Here is an 18178-nt window from a genome sequence, read left to right as displayed (position 1 = left end):
ATAGGAGGAAAAAAATGTTAGTACAGGCAATTTTGGTAGGAATTTGGGCTGGGATAGCAGGGGTTGATAAGCTTGTCTTACAGACACATATTCATCGTCCGATTGTTACAGGGCTGATTGTTGGTTTAATATTGGGAGATGTTAACACAGGGTTAATCACTGGAGCAACGCTAGAGTTAGTTTGGATTGGTGCAGTAGCAATCGGCGGTGCGCAACCACCCAACGTAGTAATTGGGGGAGTTATTGGAACAGCGTTAGCAATTATCACAAAATCTGACCCACAAGTGACCGTAGGTTTGGCTGTTCCTTTCGCAGTTGCAGCGCAAGCGTTAATTACCTTGTTATATACAGCGATGTCACCAATTATGCATAAATTTGATGCTTATGCAAAAAAAGCAGATACAAGAGGCATCGAAAGAATGTCTAGTTTTTTACCAATCGTTTTATTCATTTGTTATTTTTTTGTAGTATTTTTATGTATTTTCTTTGGTGCTGATAAAGCATCTAGTTTCATTTCTATTCTACCCGAATGGAGTATTCATGGCTTGAGCGTTGCAGGTGGTATGATGCCAGCAGTAGGTTTCGCCATGTTATTAAAAACGATGTGGGAAACATCCTACGCGCCGTTCTTTATTTTTGGGTTTGTTATGGCTGCCTATTTAGGATTAGATACATTAGCGGTTGCAGGTTTAGCTGTCGCAATTGCTTTATATGAATTTTACGCACAAAGAAATAATACAGTCACTGCATCAAATAATAATGGAGGGTTTGAAGAAGATGGCATCTGAAGAAACATATAATGATACGATATCCGAAAAAGTAATAACAAAAAAAGAGTTAAAAAAAATAATGTTCCGTTCGTATCTGCTACAATCTTCATTTAATTATGAAAGAATGCAAGCAGGCGGCTGGACCTACTCATTAATTCCAGGATTGAAAAAGATTCATCGTGATAAAGAAGACTTAGCTCTTTCTTTGGAAAATCATTTACAATTTATGAACACGAATCCACAATTAGTGACGTTCATGCATGGTGTGATTATTGCAATGGAAGAGTCAAAAGAATCACCAAAATCCATTCAAGCGATTAAAACAGCGTTGATGGGCCCGTTAGGCGGAATTGGGGATGCGCTATTTTATTTAACCGTTTTGCCGATTGCAGCAGCGATTGGTTCACAACTATCATTAGAAGGCAATATCTTAGGACCAATTGTTTTCTTGTTGTTATTTAATATTCCGTATATGGCTGCCAAAATTGGGTTAATTAATCTAGGTTATAAAATGGGTGTCAAAGCAATTTCAGTTTTAAGCGAAAGTACTAAAAAATTATCTCGTTCAGCAACAATTGTAGGAATTTCCGTGGTGGGCGCGTTGATTCCGAAGAGTGTACAATTAACGACAACTTTTGTTTTTCGCTTGAAAGACACTAAGTTAGACCTTCAAACACAATTGTTTGATACAATCATGCCCAATTTATTACCTTTAGTGTTTACGCTGTTTTGTTTTATTATGTTGAAAAAAGGACGCACGCCGATTGCTTTAATTATTTTTACTGTGATTTTTGGGTTGTTAGGTTCTTTAATCGGGATTATATAAAAAAGATTTGGAACAATAGCCAAAATCGCTATTGTTCCAAATCTTTTTCTAAATTTAATCGAGTGATTATTCTTTATACGCCCACTTGAAGTCGTATTTAGCACCTGTTGGATGATAAATAATTTCTTTCACGTTTGGTGCACGTAAGTGTGATTCTGCTTTTTGGTAAATTGGCACAACACCCATATCAGCAATTACTGTTTTTTCAGCGTTGATTAGATCTTCCCAGCGTTTTTCAGGATCGTTAACATCTGTGGTTTTGGACGCAGCAATGAATTTATCGTATTCAGGATTGCTGTAACGTCCACGGTTATTAGAAGTTGAGCTTTCTAATAAATCTAAGAAGTTAATTGGGTCTGAATAGTCGGCACTCCAACCACGAACAGCGATTTGGAAATCCCCTTTTAAGGTACGATCTAAGCGAACAGCCATAGGGACAGGCGTCACAGTTACTTTTAAGCCTTCCAAAGTATCAGATAGTGATCCTTGAAGATATTCGCCCATTTTTTTAGCGCCTTCAGAGTCGTCTACCATTAAATCAACCGTTAAGTTGGAAACACCAAGTTCTTGTTTCGCTTTGTTCCAGTATTCCACAGCTTTTTTCTTGTCGTATTTGACTAATTTGTCGCTGCCGGCTTCTTTAACAAAGTCTTCACCCGTTTTTGGTGATTTCGCGACATCCACAGGAACGAAGCCTTGTGAAGGAAGAGAGCCATTAGCTAAAATATTTTTAGCTAATGAATCGCGATCGATGGCATAAGACATAGCACGACGTAAGTTTGCATTAGTCAATGGTGATTTTTCATCTGCTTGATTCATTTCTAAATAGAAAGAAGAAGCGGCTTTTAATTGGACCAAGTCAGGCGAGTTTTGCATTTGTTGGGCCAGTTCGCCAGATAAATACGTATCATCCACTTCACCAGTTTCATAAAGATTTAAGGCAGTTGGGGCTTCTTTCACCACGTTGATAGCGACTTTATCTAACTTGACAGTCTCTTTGTCCCAATATTCTTCATTTTTAGTTAGAGACCATTTAGTATCTGTTCCGGGACCATCAAACTCAGTTAGCGTAAACGGACCATTGTAGACTGCTTTATCGCTACTCTTTGTATAATCTTTACCAAAACGTTCAACGATATCTTGACGTTGCGGCAAGAAAGAAGGGAAAGCCAATAAATCGTCAAAATATGGTGTTGCTGTTTCTAGAGTGATTTCTAATTCATGATCATTGATTGCTTTAATGCCCAATTCTTCTTTAGGTAGTTCCCCTTTAGAAATTTTTTCAGCATTTTTTACTGGTTCAAACATGTAGGCATATTCTGAAGCAGTGGCAGGGTCCACTGTTCGTTGCCAACCGTAAACGTAATCTGCAGCAGTAACTGGTTTGCCATCAGACCATTTTGATTCTTCACGTAATTTAACTTTGTAAACTAAACCGTCTTCTGAAACAGTCGCTTTTTCGGCTGCACCAGCAGGCGCGGGTTTGTTGTCTTTATCTAAACGATAGATTCCTTCGTAGACATTATTTAAAGTGGTAAAACTCACTTCATCTGTCGCAAGGGACGGATCGGCACTAGGCATTTCTTGGGATTCAACCATTGTGTATACTTGGTTGTCGCTGCCGCCGTTGCTTGCTCCTTTATCGTCACTGCCACCGCCGCAGGCCGCTAAAGCTAAGCTTGATAATACAAGTAATGAAGTAAATAAAACAGATTTCTTCATTTGACACGCTCCTTTTCATTTTTAGCAATACTCTCAGTATAATGTAAAAATGAAAAGGAGAAATTAAAAAATCGTTAGAAATGATTATTCTTTTATCAATTTTTAAAAAATGTCTAATCTTTTTTATGGAAAAAGTGGACAAACGTTGATAAGTAAAGATTTAAGCTGATTTCCATGCAGAAAACATTCAATTTTTGAGTATTTATTCATCATTGATTTGATTTTTTTGACATAAAATAAACATCCCTTTTACAAAAAACAAATGAGAAGAAAAAAAGATTGTTACAAAAGCAAATAAGTGCTTTTGTAACAATCTTTTTAATCTTTTAATCGTTGGATGTCAATGACAGTTCCTGTGTAGGCATCTGCAGTGAATTCGTATTGAACAATGCCGTCGTCTTCAATGCGGCAAATTCCTCCAGTATACGTTTTGGAGTGGATGGCGAATTTCCGCAAGGGCTTTTTCTCAAACTCAATCCACGAACCTTCAATCGGTCCTTCTTTTAAAAAAGCAGCTTTTACATTTTCTAAGACGAGATCAGCGGAGATTGTTTTTTTCTTATGGTAGAACAAGGTTGAGGCAATGCCGCCTACTAAACCAAGACCAACACCTAGCGCTAAGCCGCCTTTAAAGTATGTCAACTCATTTTCTTCGTTCATTTGTATGACCTCCCTTGGTCGGTTTCTGCTTACTATTACTTTTGTCAGTATCACTCTTATTTTACCATAGAGAAGGGGCCGCTGAGAAATAAAAAAAGTTTTTCAATCATTCTTTTAGGGCATTCTCATTGTCACGTTTAAAAAGAGAAAGCGATGTGCATTTTCTAGTATTTGCGTTATAATAAGAGTGAAATCATATGAAAGGAGTACCTATTTTTATCGACAGGATAAAGTGACTTTTTAGAGAAAAAGTGACGCTTGGTTGGCGTAATTTCCAACAAATCAAAAGCAATAGGACATACATCTATGGAAGAAAAAACATTTCAACGAATCAAGGAATTAACTGAATTACAAGGAACCAGCGGATTTGAAGACGACATTCGCGCGTACATGAAAGAACATATCACCCCATTAGTGGACGATGTCCAATATGATGGTTTAGGTGGTATTTTTGGGATTAAACGTTCAAAAGTGGAAGCAGCGCCACGCGTAATGGTAGCAGCTCACATGGACGAAGTTGGCTTCATGTTAACTCAAATTAACGATAATGGTTTATTCCAAGTGGTTCCTTTAGGTGGCTGGAATCCCTATGTTGTTTCAGCACAACGTTTTACGTTAAAAACAAGTAAAGGGAACTATCCATGTATTTCTTCATCTATTCCGCCACACTTGTTGCGTGGTACGAGTGGTCAAAAACAATTGGAAGTCTCTGATGTGTTATTTGATGCAGGATTCTCTTCAAAAGAAGAAGCTGAAAGCTTTGGTGTTCGTCCAGGGGATTCCATTGTTCCACAAACAGAAACGATTAAAACAGCCAATGGCAAAAATATTATCAGTAAATCATGGGATAACCGCTATGGTTGTACGTTGGTATTAGATGCATTGGAAACGTTACAAAATGAAGAATTAGGCCACACATTAATTGCTGGAGCAAACGTACAAGAAGAAGTCGGTTTACGTGGTTCTAAACCATCTGTTCATAAATTTAATCCAGATATCTTCTTTGCGGTGGATTGTTCAGCGGCAGATGATATTCACACGAAAAAAGGGACGTATGGTCATTTAGGTGAAGGAACGTTATTACGGATTTTCGATCCAGGTTTGATCACATTGCCTCGCTTACGTGAATATTTATTAGATACAGCTGCGACACACAATATTCCGTATCAATATTTTGTTTCTAAAGGCGGAACGGATGCTGGGGCAGCGCACACAACTAATAACGGTGTACCAAGTACAGTCATCGGCGTTTGTGGTCGTTACATCCATACGCATCAAACAATGTTTAGTATTGCGGATTATGAAGCAGCGCGGGAAATGTTGTTACAAGCATTACGTGGCTTGGATAAATCAACAGTTAATACAATTGTTTACGGAAAGTAGAGGATGTTTAAATGATTTATCCCAATTCATTAGAAGAACTAGCAACTTATGTTGAAAAAGGTAAAAATGTTTTCTTCTTTACGGCTGATTGGTGCGGAGACTGTCGTTTCATTAAACCAGTCATGCCTGAAATTGAAGAAGCATTTCCAGCGTTTCAATTTATCGAAGTCGACCGTGATCAGTTTATTGACGTGGCTGCCGAGTGGAATATTTTTGGTATTCCGAGTTTTGTCGTAATTGAAAACGGTCAAGAGTTAGGACGCTTAGTAAACAAAGACCGAAAAACAAAAGAAGAAATCAGTGCATTTTTAACTAGCTTAGGCTAATTTTCATGAACCAGAGGAACCATTAAATTAAGAGAGAATCAGCTGGACAAAAGGGCGTTCTGCGCAAGGGTCCTAAATTCATTTTTGACTCTAGATTCTTAGTCAAAGAAGCCTTTTAGATCAGCCTCCATCGGGAAGGTGACGAAAATGGAAGAACAAATGTATAAAAATATTCTTGTCGGCGTAGACGGTAGTGATCAAGCCAATTTAGCTTATGAACGTGCAATTGAGGTTGCTCGTCGAAACGGAAGCCGAGTCATTGTTGCAAATATTTTAGAAAATCAAGTGTATACAATGATGGGGTATTCGACGTTAAATGATCAATTAATTGATCAAGAAACAGCCGCTGCGGAAGAATTAATGGCCGATTGTAAAAAGTATGCTGAAAGCGTTGATTTTCATAATGTTGAAACAGTTACCATGTTTGGTTCACCCAAAGAAGTCATGAGTCATGAATTACCTGAAAAATACAATGTTGATTTAATTATGGTGGGACAATCAGGATTAAACGCAGTCGAACGTGTGGTCATGGGAAGCGTCAGTAGCTACATTATTCGTCAAGCCCCTTGCGATGTCTTAATTGTTCACTCTGAAGAAAAATAAGCAAAAAAAGTTATTGATTGAATAGAGAGTTGACCCTACGTTTCTTTTGTTTTTTCAAAGGATCAGCGGCTTGTCACTCAAAATTGAGGACTTGGAGAATAAGTCGTAGCGACATATTTTCCAAGTCTTTTAGTTTTTCGACAAAAAAGTATGCACAAGGGGTCAATTTTTGATAAGATAAGACAGGAAAACGACAGAGGAGGAACAGAAATGATTTTTGCATATAACAAAGAACACGTTGGCGATGTCTTACTTGTCATCGTTGCGGACGATCAAGGTGCGGAAAACCAAGTAAAACGTGTCGGCGATGTGGCACGTGTAAGTTTAGTTGAGGCGCCAGAAACAGTGGTAGCTTGGAATATTTTCAATGCTTCAGCGCTTCTAGGTGACATTAATGGCACCGGCCAAGTGACTTTAACAGACGAACAAATCGAAAAAGTCAATACAGCGATTAAAGATGCGGGATTTTCAGAAACCCTTGAAAAAGACGACACCCCTAAAATTGTGGTTGGCTTTGTCAAATCATGTAAAAAACACCCAGATTCAGATCATTTATCTATCACACAAACAGAAGTAGACAACGGCGAAATCTTACAAATTGTTTGTGGCGCACCGAACATCAAAGCAGGACAAAAAGTAGTTGTGGCCAAACCAGGCGCAATGATGCCTGATGGTTTAATGATTTGGCCAGGGGTTTTACGTGGTGAAGAAAGTTTTGGAATGATTTGTTCAGCAAAAGAATTACGTTTACCAAATGCACCAGCTAAAAAAGGAATCTTAGAATTGCCTTTTGATGCAGAAGTTGGTTCTGCATTTGCGGTAGGAGAATAAAAGAAAGAAACGACCTGTTGTTTGAACAACAGGTCGTTTCTTTCTTTTATTGATTGCTGCGATTATTTTGTTGTGTTAAAGCTGATTTATCAATGGTTAAATCGATAGTTGCTTTCATTTCTTTAGAACCACGATAATAAGTCACTTCCATTTTGTCGCCAACTTTTTTCTTGTAAAGCGCGCTTTGTAAATCTGTAGTAGAGCTTACGTCTTGGCCGTCAACTTTCGTGATAACATCGTATTTTTCCAATCCAGCCTTTTCAGCAGGGGTCGCTGCTTCAACACCACGAACCACTACGCCAGTTTTTACAGAAGCTGGAATTTTTAAAATTTGTTCTTGTTGTTGTGAAGAGATACCTGTTAAATCAGACATCGTAATCCCGAGAGCTGGCCGCGTCACTTTACCATCTTTTTCTAATTGGTTGATAATGTTGACTACGTCATTACTTGGAATGGCAAAGCCCATCCCTTCAACGCTCACTTGACTAGTTGATTGCACAATTTTTACTGAGTTAATTCCAATGACTTGTCCTTCAATATTGATTAGTGGACCACCAGAGTTTCCTGGATTGATGGCAGCATCGGTTTGAATGGCATTAATATTGATGGTTTCACCAGACTCGTTTTTATTGGTAATATTTCTATTCACAGAAGAGATGATTCCTTGTGTGACAGAGTTAGCATAATCAGAGCCTAGAGGGGAACCAATCGCAATAGCAGGCTCACCGACTGTGATTTTACTAGAATTCCCAAACTCAGCGACTTGATCAACTTTGTCGGAAGAAATTTTAATCACGGCTAAATCCGTGTAAGCATCGGTTCCGACTAATTCGCCTTTCACTTTGGTACCATCAGATAAAACAACTTCCAATCCTTGCGCTTTATCTACGACGTGGTTATTTGTCACGACATAAGCCGTTTTACCATCTTTCTTATAAATAACCCCACTACCTTCACTGGCTGCTTCTAAATCGTTACCATTGTTGCCGGAAGAGTCTTGAGTACCTTCATTCCCACCGAACAATCCCCCAAAAGGATCATCTGCCGAAGAATTGTTGCTAGCACTTTGCATATTAATGACAGAAACCACAGAATTTTGAACTTTTTTCACGGCTTTTGTGACATCGCTAGACACATTGTAACTCACATTGCTGACTTTTGTGTCGCCGTGATTAGTGGACGTCGTCGTCGCCGCATTATTTCCGCCGTTGGGTGTGGGAATAATCCCAGAATAAGCGCCTCCTAGAATAAGGGCGCCACCAAGTAAGCCGCCAGCTAAACCAATCCCAAATTTTTGCAATAAACTTTTTTTATCTGAATTAGGTGTAACATCTTTTCGTTGCATAAAATAACCTCCCAATAAGTGCATCTGAATTTTCTATATTAAGTATATCTGTTTCCTACTCCTTTAGTCTATCGAATAGCTTTGAATTTTTTATGAACAACTTAGGGAAAAATTACAGAAAAAATACGAATGAAAAAGTTATACACAGAAAAATGTGAACAAATCGGGAATAACTCTGTGTACAGTTTTTAAGAAAGTTATCCACAGAATGTGGATAATGTGGACAAATCAGTGGCGAATATGTGTTTGTATTGAAAAAGCTGTTAAATAAAGTAATTTTTTAGTTTGTTCTGTGGATAACTCTGTGTATATGTGTATAAGTATGTGGAAACGTTGTGGAAAGTAGCCAAACTTCGTGCTAAAATAAGAAAGAAGAGAAAACGAGAAAGTAGTGGAATAGGTGAAAATTAAACTAGTAACAGTCGGAAAACTGAAAGAAAAATACTTGATTCAAGGCATTAATGAATATCTGAAACGTTTAAATAGCTATGCCAAGATGGAAATCATTGAAGTACCAGATGAAAAAGCCCCGGAAAAACTCAGTGACGCTGAAATGCTTCAAGTCAAAGAAAAAGAAGGCCAACGTATTTTGGGGAAAATTAATGACAACGAATACGTCTTTGTTTTAGCCATTAATGGCAAACAATTATCTAGTGAAGAATTTTCAAAAGAAATTGAACAATTAGGGATTAGTGGCAAAAGTAACCTAACGTTTGTCATTGGTGGTTCTTTAGGTCTCAGTGATTCAGTCCTTCAGCGAAGTAACCAACAAATTTCTTTTGGCCGCTTGACTTATCCACATCAGTTAATGCGTTTGGTATTAGTGGAACAAATTTATCGCGGTTTTCGGATTATGAAAGGGGAACCGTATCATAAATAGGAAGTAGGCTGGTTGCTCAGTAATTTCTATGAATCAAGTCATTGCTTGAAAAATATATGAAGTAAAATATCTTTAGTCTGTTTGTCTGATAGAAAATAAAAAAATTCAATCAAACTGGTTTGAGAGCAACGTTACCGTTCAAACAATAAATAAAAATGAGAGGAATGGCAAAAAACAATGCTCATTCCTCTCGTTTTTTCAAAAAAATTGTCCAATTGTTGTGCCTCAGAAACAGGTTCAGCACCCATAATTATTATTTTAAAATGAGAAAAAATTAAGGGATTATCATAAAAATCAATATTTTTAACGTGAAAAGTTGAATAAGCTCTTTAATGAAGAAAACGCTATTGACAGTAACCAAAAATTACCTTAAAGTGAAAGCGTAAACATGTATAATATTTCATGTGACTAGGGAAAACTAGGCATGAAAAGTCTGTCTGAAGTAATTACTTTAGGTTGTCTTTTCATGCCTAATTTTTATATAGAATACTTAGTAGAGGAGGAAGTTGATTAAATTATCAGAAAAAAGTGTTTGGAAAAGTCGGATTGGTTGCTTAAAAATAGAAAGATATGGGGAAAAATATGATAAAAAAAATAATAGTCGTTGTTGCTTTCATGCTTACAGGCTTCTCGCTAACTGCGATGAGTGCATCTGCAGAAGAAATAACTGATTTATTTTTACAAAAAGAAGTGACATATTCTGGTGTGGAAGGAGGAAAAATTGGAGAGAATTGGAAATACCCTCAATTTGTTGGCGAAAAAGCTGTCGATGGCGATGAAACAACACGCTGGTCCGCTGATAAGCAAGATGAACAATGGTTAATTGTTGATTTGGGTGAAGTAAAAAACATTGGCGAACTCGTTTTACAGTTGCATGCAGAAAGTCCTGTGTATGAAATCTTAGTTTCAACAGATGGTGAAAGCTATCAATCTATCTTTAAAGAAGAGAATGGGAAAGGTGGCCAACCTACTAAAAAATATATTGATGGCAATAATGTACAAGCACGTTTTGTAAAATATCAGCAGATGAAAATGTGGCAACACACAAATAAGCAATTTTACAGTTCAAGTATTATTTCGTTTGAAGCATATGAAAAAAAACGACTGCCAGAAGCGATTAAACTTTTAACAGAGAACCTGACTATTAGTGAAAAAAGAAAGCAACAGCTAGCCTTTGAAGTGTCACCAGCTGGAGTAGATATCACAGAGGATCAGATTGAGTGGTCAAGTAGTGATCCTACTATTGTGACGGTTGACCAAACGGGTAATTTAACAGCAGTTAAGAGTGGTGAAGCGAAAGTAACAGTCAAAATTAAAGGAACAGAAATTAGTGATACAATTCCTGTGACTGTTGTAGCAGAAAATAAACAATATGCGGAAATGCGAGCAAAATGGAAAATGCGATTGTTAGGTACAACGCAGTATGATAACGATGCAGATGTGCAACAGTATCGTGCCCAGATTGCTACGGAGAGTTTAGCATTGTGGCAAACGCTTAATCAAGCAGCAGATCGTGGGTATCTGTGGGAACGAAAACCATCGGATACAGTGTCTGCTGATTACACGACTCAATTTACCAATATTAAAAAATTAGCGTTAGGCTACTATGAACCATCAAGTGAGCTTTTTGAAAAACCGGAAGTTTATGATGCGATTGTTAAAGGCATTGAATTTATGATTGATACAAAAAAATACAATGGAACGTATTACACAGGTAACTGGTGGGATTGGCAAATTGGTTCCGCGCAGCCGCTAACAGATACATTGATTTTATTACATGATGACCTATTGAATACAGATTCAGAAAAATTAAATAAATTTACTGCTCCGCTGATGCTGTATGCAAAAGATCCCAACATACAATGGCCAATTTATCGTGCAACAGGGGCTAACTTAACAGATATTTCAATCACCGTTTTAGGTACTGGACTTTTGTTAGAAGATAATCAACGCCTAGTACAAGTACAAGAAGCTGTTCCGTCCGTTTTAAAAAGTGTTTCCTCTGGTGATGGCTTATATCCTGATGGTTCCTTGATTCAACATGGTTATTTTCCGTACAACGGCAGTTACGGGAATGAGTTGCTAAAAGGGTTTGGACGAATTCAGACTATTTTACAAGGTTCCGACTGGGAGATGAATGACCCTAACATTAGTAATTTATTTAATGTTGTTGATAAAGGTTACTTACAATTGATGGTAAATGGAAAAATGCCATCGATGGTTTCTGGTAGAAGTATTTCCAGAGCGCCAGAAACGAATCCTTTTACTACAGAGTTTGAATCGGGTAAAGAAACAATAGCTAATTTAACCTTAATTGCAAAATTTGCACCAGAAAATTTAAGAAATGACATTTATACATCTATCCAAACGTGGCTTCAACAAAGTGGGTCATACTATCATTTCTTTAAAAAACCAAGAGATTTTGAAGCGTTAATTGACTTGAAAAATGTGGTGAATAGTGCGTCACCTGCCCAAGCGACACCAATGCAATCTTTAAATGTATATGGTTCGATGGATCGAGTCCTACAGAAAAATAACGAATATGCGGTGGGTATCAGTATGTATTCACAACGTGTCGGAAACTATGAATTTGGGAATACGGAAAATAAAAAAGGCTGGCATACAGCAGACGGCATGCTTTATTTATACAATCAAGACTTTGCTCAGTTTGATGAAGGATACTGGGCAACGATCGATCCATATCGATTACCAGGAACGACAGTTGACACAAGAGAATTGGTAAATGGTGCTTATACAGGGAAACGCAGTCCCCAGTCATGGGTAGGTGGCTCAAATAATGGACAGGTTGCCTCTATAGGAATGTTTTTAGATAAAAGTAATGAAGGAATGAACTTAGTTGCTAAAAAATCTTGGTTCTTATTAGATGGTCAAATCATTAATTTGGGAAGTGGCATTACTGGTACGACAGATGCTTCGATTGAAACAATCCTCGATAATCGGATGATTCATCCACAGGAAGTGAAGCTTAACCAAGGTTCAGACAAAGATAATTCTTGGATTAGTTTAAGCGCAGCGAATCCATTGAATAACATTGGCTATGTTTTTCCTAATTCAATGAATACGCTTGATGTTCAAATAGAAGAACGCTCTGGTCGCTACGGAGATATTAACGAATACTTTGTTAATGATAAAACCTATACAAATACATTTGCTAAAATTAGTAAAAATTATGGTAAGACTGTTGAAAATGGTACTTACGAATATTTAACAGTGGTTGGGAAAACGAATGAAGAAATCGCAGCTCTTTCTAAAAACAAAGGCTATACTGTTCTAGAAAATACAGCAAACTTACAAGCCATTGAAGCAGGTAATTATGTCATGATGAATACATGGAATAATGACCAAGAAATTGCAGGACTGTATGCGTATGATTCAATGTCGGTTATTTCAGAAAAAATTGATAACGGTGTTTATCGCTTAACTCTTGCGAATCCTTTACAAAATAATGCATCCGTTTCTATTGAATTTGATAAGGGCATTCTTGAAGTAGTCGCAGCGGACCCAGAAATTTCTGTTGACCAAAATATTATCACTTTAAATAGTGCGGGGTTAAATGGCAGCTCGCGTTCAATCACAGTTAAAACAACTCCTGAAGTAACGAAAGAAGCGTTAGAAAAATTAATTCAGGAACAAAAAGAACACCAAGAAAAAGATTACACCGCAAGCAGCTGGAAAGTCTACAGCGAAGCATTGAAACAAGCACAAACTGTGGTAGATCAAGCAACAGCAACGCAAGCAGAAGTAGACCAAGCAGAAGCAAAACTACGCTCGGCAGTGAAGCAATTGGTAAAAGTACCAACCAAAGAAGTAGATAAAACCAACTTGTTGAAAATCATCAAAGAAAACGAGAAACACCAAGAAAAAGACTACACCGCAAGTAGCTGGAAAGCCTACAGCGAAGCACTGAAACAAGCGCAAACTGTGGCAGATCAAACAACAGCGACACAAGCAGAAGTAGACCAAGCAGAAACAGAGTTACGTTCGGCAGTGAAGCAATTGGTAAAAGTGCCAACTAAAGAAGTAGATAAAACCAACTTGTTGAAAATCATCAAAGAAAACGAGAAACACCAAGAAAAAGACTACACCGCAAGCAGCTGGAAAGTCTACAGCGAAGCATTGAAACAAGCACAAACTGTGGCAGATCAAACAACAGCGACACAAGCAGAAGTAGACCAAGCAGAAGCAAAACTACGTTCGGCGGTGAAGCAATTGGTAAAAGTGCCAACTAAAGAAGTAGATAAAACCAACTTGTTGAAAATCATCAAAGAAAACGAGAAACACCAAGAAAAAGACTACACCGCAAGTAGCTGGAAAGCCTACAGCGAAGCATTGAAGCAAGCACAAACTGTGGCAGATCAAACAACAGCAACGCAAGCAGAAGTAGACCAAGCAGAAGCAGAACTACGTTCGGCAGTGAAGCAATTGGCAAAAGTGCCAACTAAAGAAGTAGATAAAACCAACTTGTTGAAAATCATCAAAGAAAACGAGAAAAACCAAGAAAAAGACTACACCGCAAGTAGCTGGAAAGCCTACAGCGAAGCACTGAAACAAGCGCAAACTGTGGCAGATCAAACAACAGCGACACAAGCAGAAGTAGACCAAGCAGAAGCAGAGCTACGCTTGGCAGTGAAGCAATTAACATTGAAAAATAGTGGGGAAAATAAAAAGGAGCAAAAAAATGGGGGGAATAATGGACACTTAAATACTAGTACAGGAGTTGATCAAACTGGTACGAAACAAGTTAAGCCATCAAGCCAAGGTGGTTTCAGAAAAGCTAGCCAATTTTTACCGAGCACAGGAGAAAAGAAATCGATCGCGCTTGTGATTATTGGTCTTCTAGTTATCGCCAGTGGGTGTCTTTTAGTTTTTCGTAAAAGTAAATCGAAGAAGTAAAAAATTACGGATTCACTAAAAACATAATAAAAAAGCAGACTTCCATACAAGAAGTCTGCTTTTTCATTAATCACTCCGCTTCCGCATTTTGCAAGTCAGCGACATCAGTCAGATAAGTGACTTCATCCAACAAATCTTCCGAATGTGCGACATAAATCGCAGTGGCGCTATCACCAACCACGTTTAGGCTAGTAACGAGCATTTCGATTGGACGATTAATGGCTAAAATCAATGAATACGTCGCAATCGCAATCTCATTGTTATAGTTTAAACCAGTTAAAATAGTGAAAAGGATAATTCCGCCAGCGCCAGGTGCCGCCGGTGTACCAATAGATGACATTAAAGCTAAAATGGCAATCAAGGCAATATTAGCTGGTGTCACTTCATAACCAGCTACGCCCGCCACAAAAATAGCCGCAATTACTTGCATAATCGCTGTGCCGTTCATATTAATAGTCATTCCTAACGGCAAGACAAAGGCGGCAACATCGCTGTCGACACCTAACTCTTCAACCGTTGTTTTTGTATTTAACGGTAAAGTGGCTGCCGAAGAAGAAGTAGAAAATCCAAAGACCACAACTTTCATAATCTTTTTAATAAAAGGAATAGGATTTAATTTTGTCGCAAATAAGATAAATAATGGGTAACCGATCATCAAAAAGGCTAAGAGCGTCGCTGTCGTTGTTACGACGTAGACTAACGCTGGTTTTAAATAATCAATCCCGTAAGAAGCAAACGTCCGAACTAACAACATAAAGACGGCGATAGGAGCAAATTTAGTAATTACAAAGGTTAAAAATAACGTGACCATCGCATTGACTTCTTCAATTAATTTTTTGAAAACACGAATTTTATCCCCTAATGCATTAATACATAAACCAGTAATCACTGCCAACACAACAACAGCTAAAATCGCACCATTGTCGCTAAACGCAGAACCGATATTTTTCGTGACAGCATTGACTATCACCATTAATGGGTTGCCGCTTGTACTTACTTCGACAGGAGCTAGCGTTTCAGATAACGACACATTAAAAGCGCCAGTTAAATATACGCTATAGCCCACAATTCCTGCCGTTAATAGAGCAATCAGTGACATCGATAAAAAGCCAAAAATTGTTTTATAAGAAATTCGTCCTAATTTTTGCGTATCGGTAATATGACAAATGGCTAAAGTAATTGAAGTAAAGACCATCGGCACAATCACTAATTGTAGGCCGTTGATAAATAGTTGACCAATAATATAGAAAAGCCCAATCGCAGATTGTCCTTTTTCAGGATCTGAAATATCTTGGAAAAGAATCTGATTGATTGTCTGCCACACAGCGCCTTGATTGCTGCGAATAAGGTGCTCTCTTAAAAATAAAAAGCCGAGCCCAACGATTAAACCTCCCACCAATGAAATCACCATTTTTTTGGTAAATGAGATACCTTTCACTTCACGTTTTTTCTTTTCCACTTTGTTGCCTCCCAAATAAATTGATTAAGCACCGCGCAAAAAAAGCCTTGCACACAAAAAAAGGGCAAGACATCTCGTATCATTCACTATACAAAAATACAGAATTTTACAGAACTTTGCCTTGTTAGCCTCTCGGACTATCTTAAAGGTACTTTTCCACATACTAAGGGAAACTACGAGAATTGTCAATTCTTTTTTACTTAGGGGGGTGTTATTTTTGAAGAAAGAAAGTGATCTTTACCCTTTCCGCAGATACCGCAGCCAAAAAAGAACTACAACGGATTCTTTTGCAGTATAATAGAAAATAGAAACGAAAGAACAGGCACCAACACAAAGGAGGTATTTTTATGAAAGTCACTCAACTTTCTAGTGAAACCCTTGACCGAGCGCACGAACGTTTTGAAGAAACCCTTGCGCAAATGACCGTTGCCGAAGCAAACACGATGCCCGCACCATTAATTAAGTCTGTTACTTGGCTAATGTGGCACACAGCCAGAGAATTAGACCTACAAATTTCCGCACTTAATCATAGTGAACCGTTATGGCTTAGCCAACACTGGACAGAAAAATTTGCCTTGGATTTGCCAGATGAGACAGAAGACTGGCATCACACACCAGAAGAAGCGGCGAAAGTCGTGGTGGCAGAAAAGCAATTGCTTAGTGACTATTTGGCTGCTAGTGTGGCACTTACCAAAAGCTATTTAGACCAAATCAAAGAAGAACAATTGTCAGACGTGATTGATAAAAATTGGACCCCGCCGGTGACTAGACAAGTCCGTTTAGTTTCAGCGATTGATGATGCAGTGATGCATTCTGGGCAAGCCGTTTATACACGAAGATTAGTCATTGGAAAATGATAAATAAGCAAAAACAAAAATGCTTCTGCTTAAGCAGGAGCATTTTTTATTGAGAGAAAAATACATAAAAATAATGAACGAAGGACTGTCCACTTTTTCCCTAGTTGAAACGTTGTATAAGTGAAAGGAGAAATCAGATGAAAAAGGAGGCAAATTTTGACGAAGTACTATTTTCTTTGGGGCAAGAAGTCATCCAAGTCTTGATTCACCGAGGAGCAAGTCTTGAAGATGCACAAGATGCAGTGTCGCAAACGTATACAACGATTTTTTCAATATTACCTGAAATTACATCAGAAAATCTACGCCCGTGGTTTTTCCGAGTAACATTTAATTACTACATTACGATGTATCGAAAAAAGAAACGAGAACGCACTTTTGTGGCAAACAGCCATCCTGTGCAATCAATAGAAAAAATGGAAGGGCAAGAGTTATTATTATTGATCGATTCCTTAAAAGATGAGGAACAAGAACTAGTACTTTTGAAATATTATTATCAATTATCGTATGCCGAGATTGCGTTGATTTTAGAATTATCTGTTGAAAATGTTCGCAAAAAATTGTATCGCACACGTCAAAAATTAAAAAAAGAACTGGAGGAATAGAAGTGGATTTAAAAAAAAGTATTCGTAAAGCGAAAAGAAAACAATTTATCGTGATTGGTGCCATAACCGTTGTTAGTTTTGCCGTATTGTTTGTCGGTTTTTTTGTGGGAATGGATAAACTTTCGACGAAAAACTATCATACCCTACTAGAAGTAATTAATGATCAAGAAATGATTGCTTCACCAAACACTCAATTAGATTCCCAAGTAATTGCTAATAGTTCGCCTTTTGGGGGCGAAGTTGTAACTAATCGTTCAAAAAATATTGATGGTTACACGGTGGAGTGGAGTAATTTACGTAGCAGATATAGCTTTTTCAGAAATTCGATTGACTGGAATGAAGTCTATCCTGGTAGCTATTATTCTTCTAAGAATTTTTATGAATACAACCGACAAACCAAGCAGAAAGTAGCATCTTTTTATAACCCAGCGATTACCAATTACTATGGTGGTATCAAAAACGAATTAAGTGAATTAGATAAAATGGAAAACCAAGTAGCGGAAGTGGCGATTTCTTTTGATAAACCTTATCCATATGAAGAAGTCCGCAAAATGTTACCGAGCAATGTCAACTTAGTTTGGCTCTATGTTTACTCCGAAACGGTTAATGAAAAAGAGGGTCCTTCTGGTACGCTGCCTTATGGTTTTCAATTAAGCATGGACGATCAAAACGAAATATTTGATCCTGAAAACGACAAGCAACACTTTTTTGAAACCTTAGAAAAATCCCCCATGTTTGCTGACAACCAAGAAGGCCAAAAGTTTATCCAACAAAATAAAAATAAAAAAGTCGAAAAATTACCTATTTGGGGAGTCATGCTCACCGGACAAACCAAAAATTTCAAAGCCTTACAAAATGAACCTTTTGTTCGTGGGGCTTCAATTGGCGTGACCGCACCTATCGTTCCTTATATTCAGCCAGAGAAATAAACGTTCTTCAAAACTCTAAGCCTTCCGACTGATTTTGCTTCAACGATATTGTCAGTAAAAATAGAAAACGT

General features: G+C 37.8%; 15 protein-coding genes. 11 read left to right on the top strand and 4 right to left on the bottom strand.

Translation table 11 applies throughout. The features are described from left to right. Positions 1-14 precede the first annotated feature (14 nt). The gene (agaW, locus tag IGL13_RS11845; protein WP_002378793.1) at positions 15-788 is read left to right on the top strand and encodes a PTS N-acetylgalactosamine transporter subunit IIC; all 774 of its coding nucleotides are present in this window, start codon (positions 15-17) and stop codon (positions 786-788) included. After that, entirely contained in the window at positions 760-1596 is an 837-nt protein-coding gene (locus IGL13_RS11840) for a PTS system mannose/fructose/sorbose family transporter subunit IID (protein ID WP_002396861.1), read from the top strand. Before agaW ends, IGL13_RS11840 begins: the two co-directional genes overlap by 29 nt. A gap of 66 nt (positions 1597-1662) precedes the next feature. Here IGL13_RS11840 and IGL13_RS11835 read toward each other — a convergent pair whose 3' ends face one another. Then, entirely contained in the window at positions 1663-3318 is a 1656-nt protein-coding gene (locus IGL13_RS11835; RefSeq protein ID WP_002355011.1) for a peptide ABC transporter substrate-binding protein, read from the bottom strand. 318 nt (positions 3319-3636) lie between these two features. Next, on the bottom strand, positions 3637-3978 hold the full coding sequence (locus IGL13_RS11830; protein ID WP_002355012.1) for a PepSY domain-containing protein: 342 nt from the start codon (positions 3976-3978) through the stop codon (positions 3637-3639). 306 nt (positions 3979-4284) lie between these two features. Here IGL13_RS11830 and pepA point away from each other — a divergent pair, with 306 nt between their 5' ends. The 4 genes from pepA (at position 4285) to ytpR (ending at position 7121) form a co-directional block, all read left to right on the top strand. Continuing rightward, positions 4285-5361, top strand: coding sequence for a glutamyl aminopeptidase (gene pepA / locus IGL13_RS11825; RefSeq protein WP_002355013.1), 1077 nt, complete (start codon positions 4285-4287; stop codon positions 5359-5361). Positions 5362-5372: 11 nt separating this feature from the next. Continuing rightward, on the top strand, positions 5373-5687 hold the full coding sequence (locus IGL13_RS11820; protein ID WP_002355015.1) for a thioredoxin family protein: 315 nt from the start codon (positions 5373-5375) through the stop codon (positions 5685-5687). A 147-nt stretch (positions 5688-5834) separates the two neighbouring features. Next, positions 5835-6290: a universal stress protein gene (locus IGL13_RS11815; protein WP_002385249.1), complete on the top strand. Its 456-nt coding sequence runs from the start codon at positions 5835-5837 to the stop codon at positions 6288-6290. A gap of 210 nt (positions 6291-6500) precedes the next feature. Further along, on the top strand, positions 6501-7121 hold the full coding sequence (gene ytpR, locus IGL13_RS11810) for a YtpR family tRNA-binding protein (protein ID WP_002361057.1): 621 nt from the start codon (positions 6501-6503) through the stop codon (positions 7119-7121). 46 nt (positions 7122-7167) lie between these two features. Here the strand turns inward: ytpR and IGL13_RS11805 are convergent, their stop codons facing one another. After that, positions 7168-8466, bottom strand: a complete 1299-nt coding sequence (locus IGL13_RS11805; protein WP_002368406.1) for a S1C family serine protease — start codon at positions 8464-8466, stop codon at positions 7168-7170. Positions 8467-8866: 400 nt separating this feature from the next. On the opposite strand from IGL13_RS11805, the gene rlmH reads away from it, so the two are divergent. Continuing rightward, positions 8867-9346, top strand: coding sequence for a 23S rRNA (pseudouridine(1915)-N(3))-methyltransferase RlmH (rlmH, locus tag IGL13_RS11800; RefSeq protein WP_002355021.1), 480 nt, complete (start codon positions 8867-8869; stop codon positions 9344-9346). A gap of 582 nt (positions 9347-9928) precedes the next feature. Then, positions 9929-14260 carry a polysaccharide lyase family 8 super-sandwich domain-containing protein gene (locus tag IGL13_RS11795; RefSeq protein ID WP_224561187.1) on the top strand — a complete coding sequence of 1444 codons (4332 nt, stop codon included), beginning with the start codon at positions 9929-9931 and terminating at the stop codon, positions 14258-14260. A gap of 70 nt (positions 14261-14330) precedes the next feature. Here IGL13_RS11795 and IGL13_RS11790 read toward each other — a convergent pair whose 3' ends face one another. After that, the gene (locus IGL13_RS11790; RefSeq protein WP_002401615.1) at positions 14331-15734 is read right to left on the bottom strand and encodes a dicarboxylate/amino acid:cation symporter; all 1404 of its coding nucleotides are present in this window, start codon (positions 15732-15734) and stop codon (positions 14331-14333) included. Between the two features lie 332 nt (positions 15735-16066). Here IGL13_RS11790 and gst point away from each other — a divergent pair, with 332 nt between their 5' ends. The 3 genes from gst (at position 16067) to IGL13_RS11775 (ending at position 18107) form a co-directional block, all read left to right on the top strand. Next, positions 16067-16576 (top strand): DinB family glutathione transferase, encoded by a 510-nt coding sequence (gene gst / locus IGL13_RS11785; RefSeq protein ID WP_002361063.1) that lies wholly within the window; start codon positions 16067-16069, stop codon positions 16574-16576. A 137-nt stretch (positions 16577-16713) separates the two neighbouring features. After that, on the top strand, positions 16714-17178 hold the full coding sequence (locus IGL13_RS11780; protein ID WP_002401614.1) for an RNA polymerase sigma factor: 465 nt from the start codon (positions 16714-16716) through the stop codon (positions 17176-17178). A 2-nt stretch (positions 17179-17180) separates the two neighbouring features. Then, positions 17181-18107, top strand: a complete 927-nt coding sequence (locus IGL13_RS11775) for an anti-sigma factor (RefSeq protein WP_002365315.1) — start codon at positions 17181-17183, stop codon at positions 18105-18107. The last annotated feature ends 71 nt before the right edge of the window (positions 18108-18178 follow it).

It is taken from the genome of Enterococcus sp. DIV1937, from assembly GCF_050535975.1.
GTDB lineage: Bacteria > Bacillota > Bacilli > Lactobacillales > Enterococcaceae > Enterococcus > Enterococcus faecalis.
Note: the sequence above shows the minus strand (reverse complement) of the source record. Positions and strands in the feature narration are given on the sequence as shown.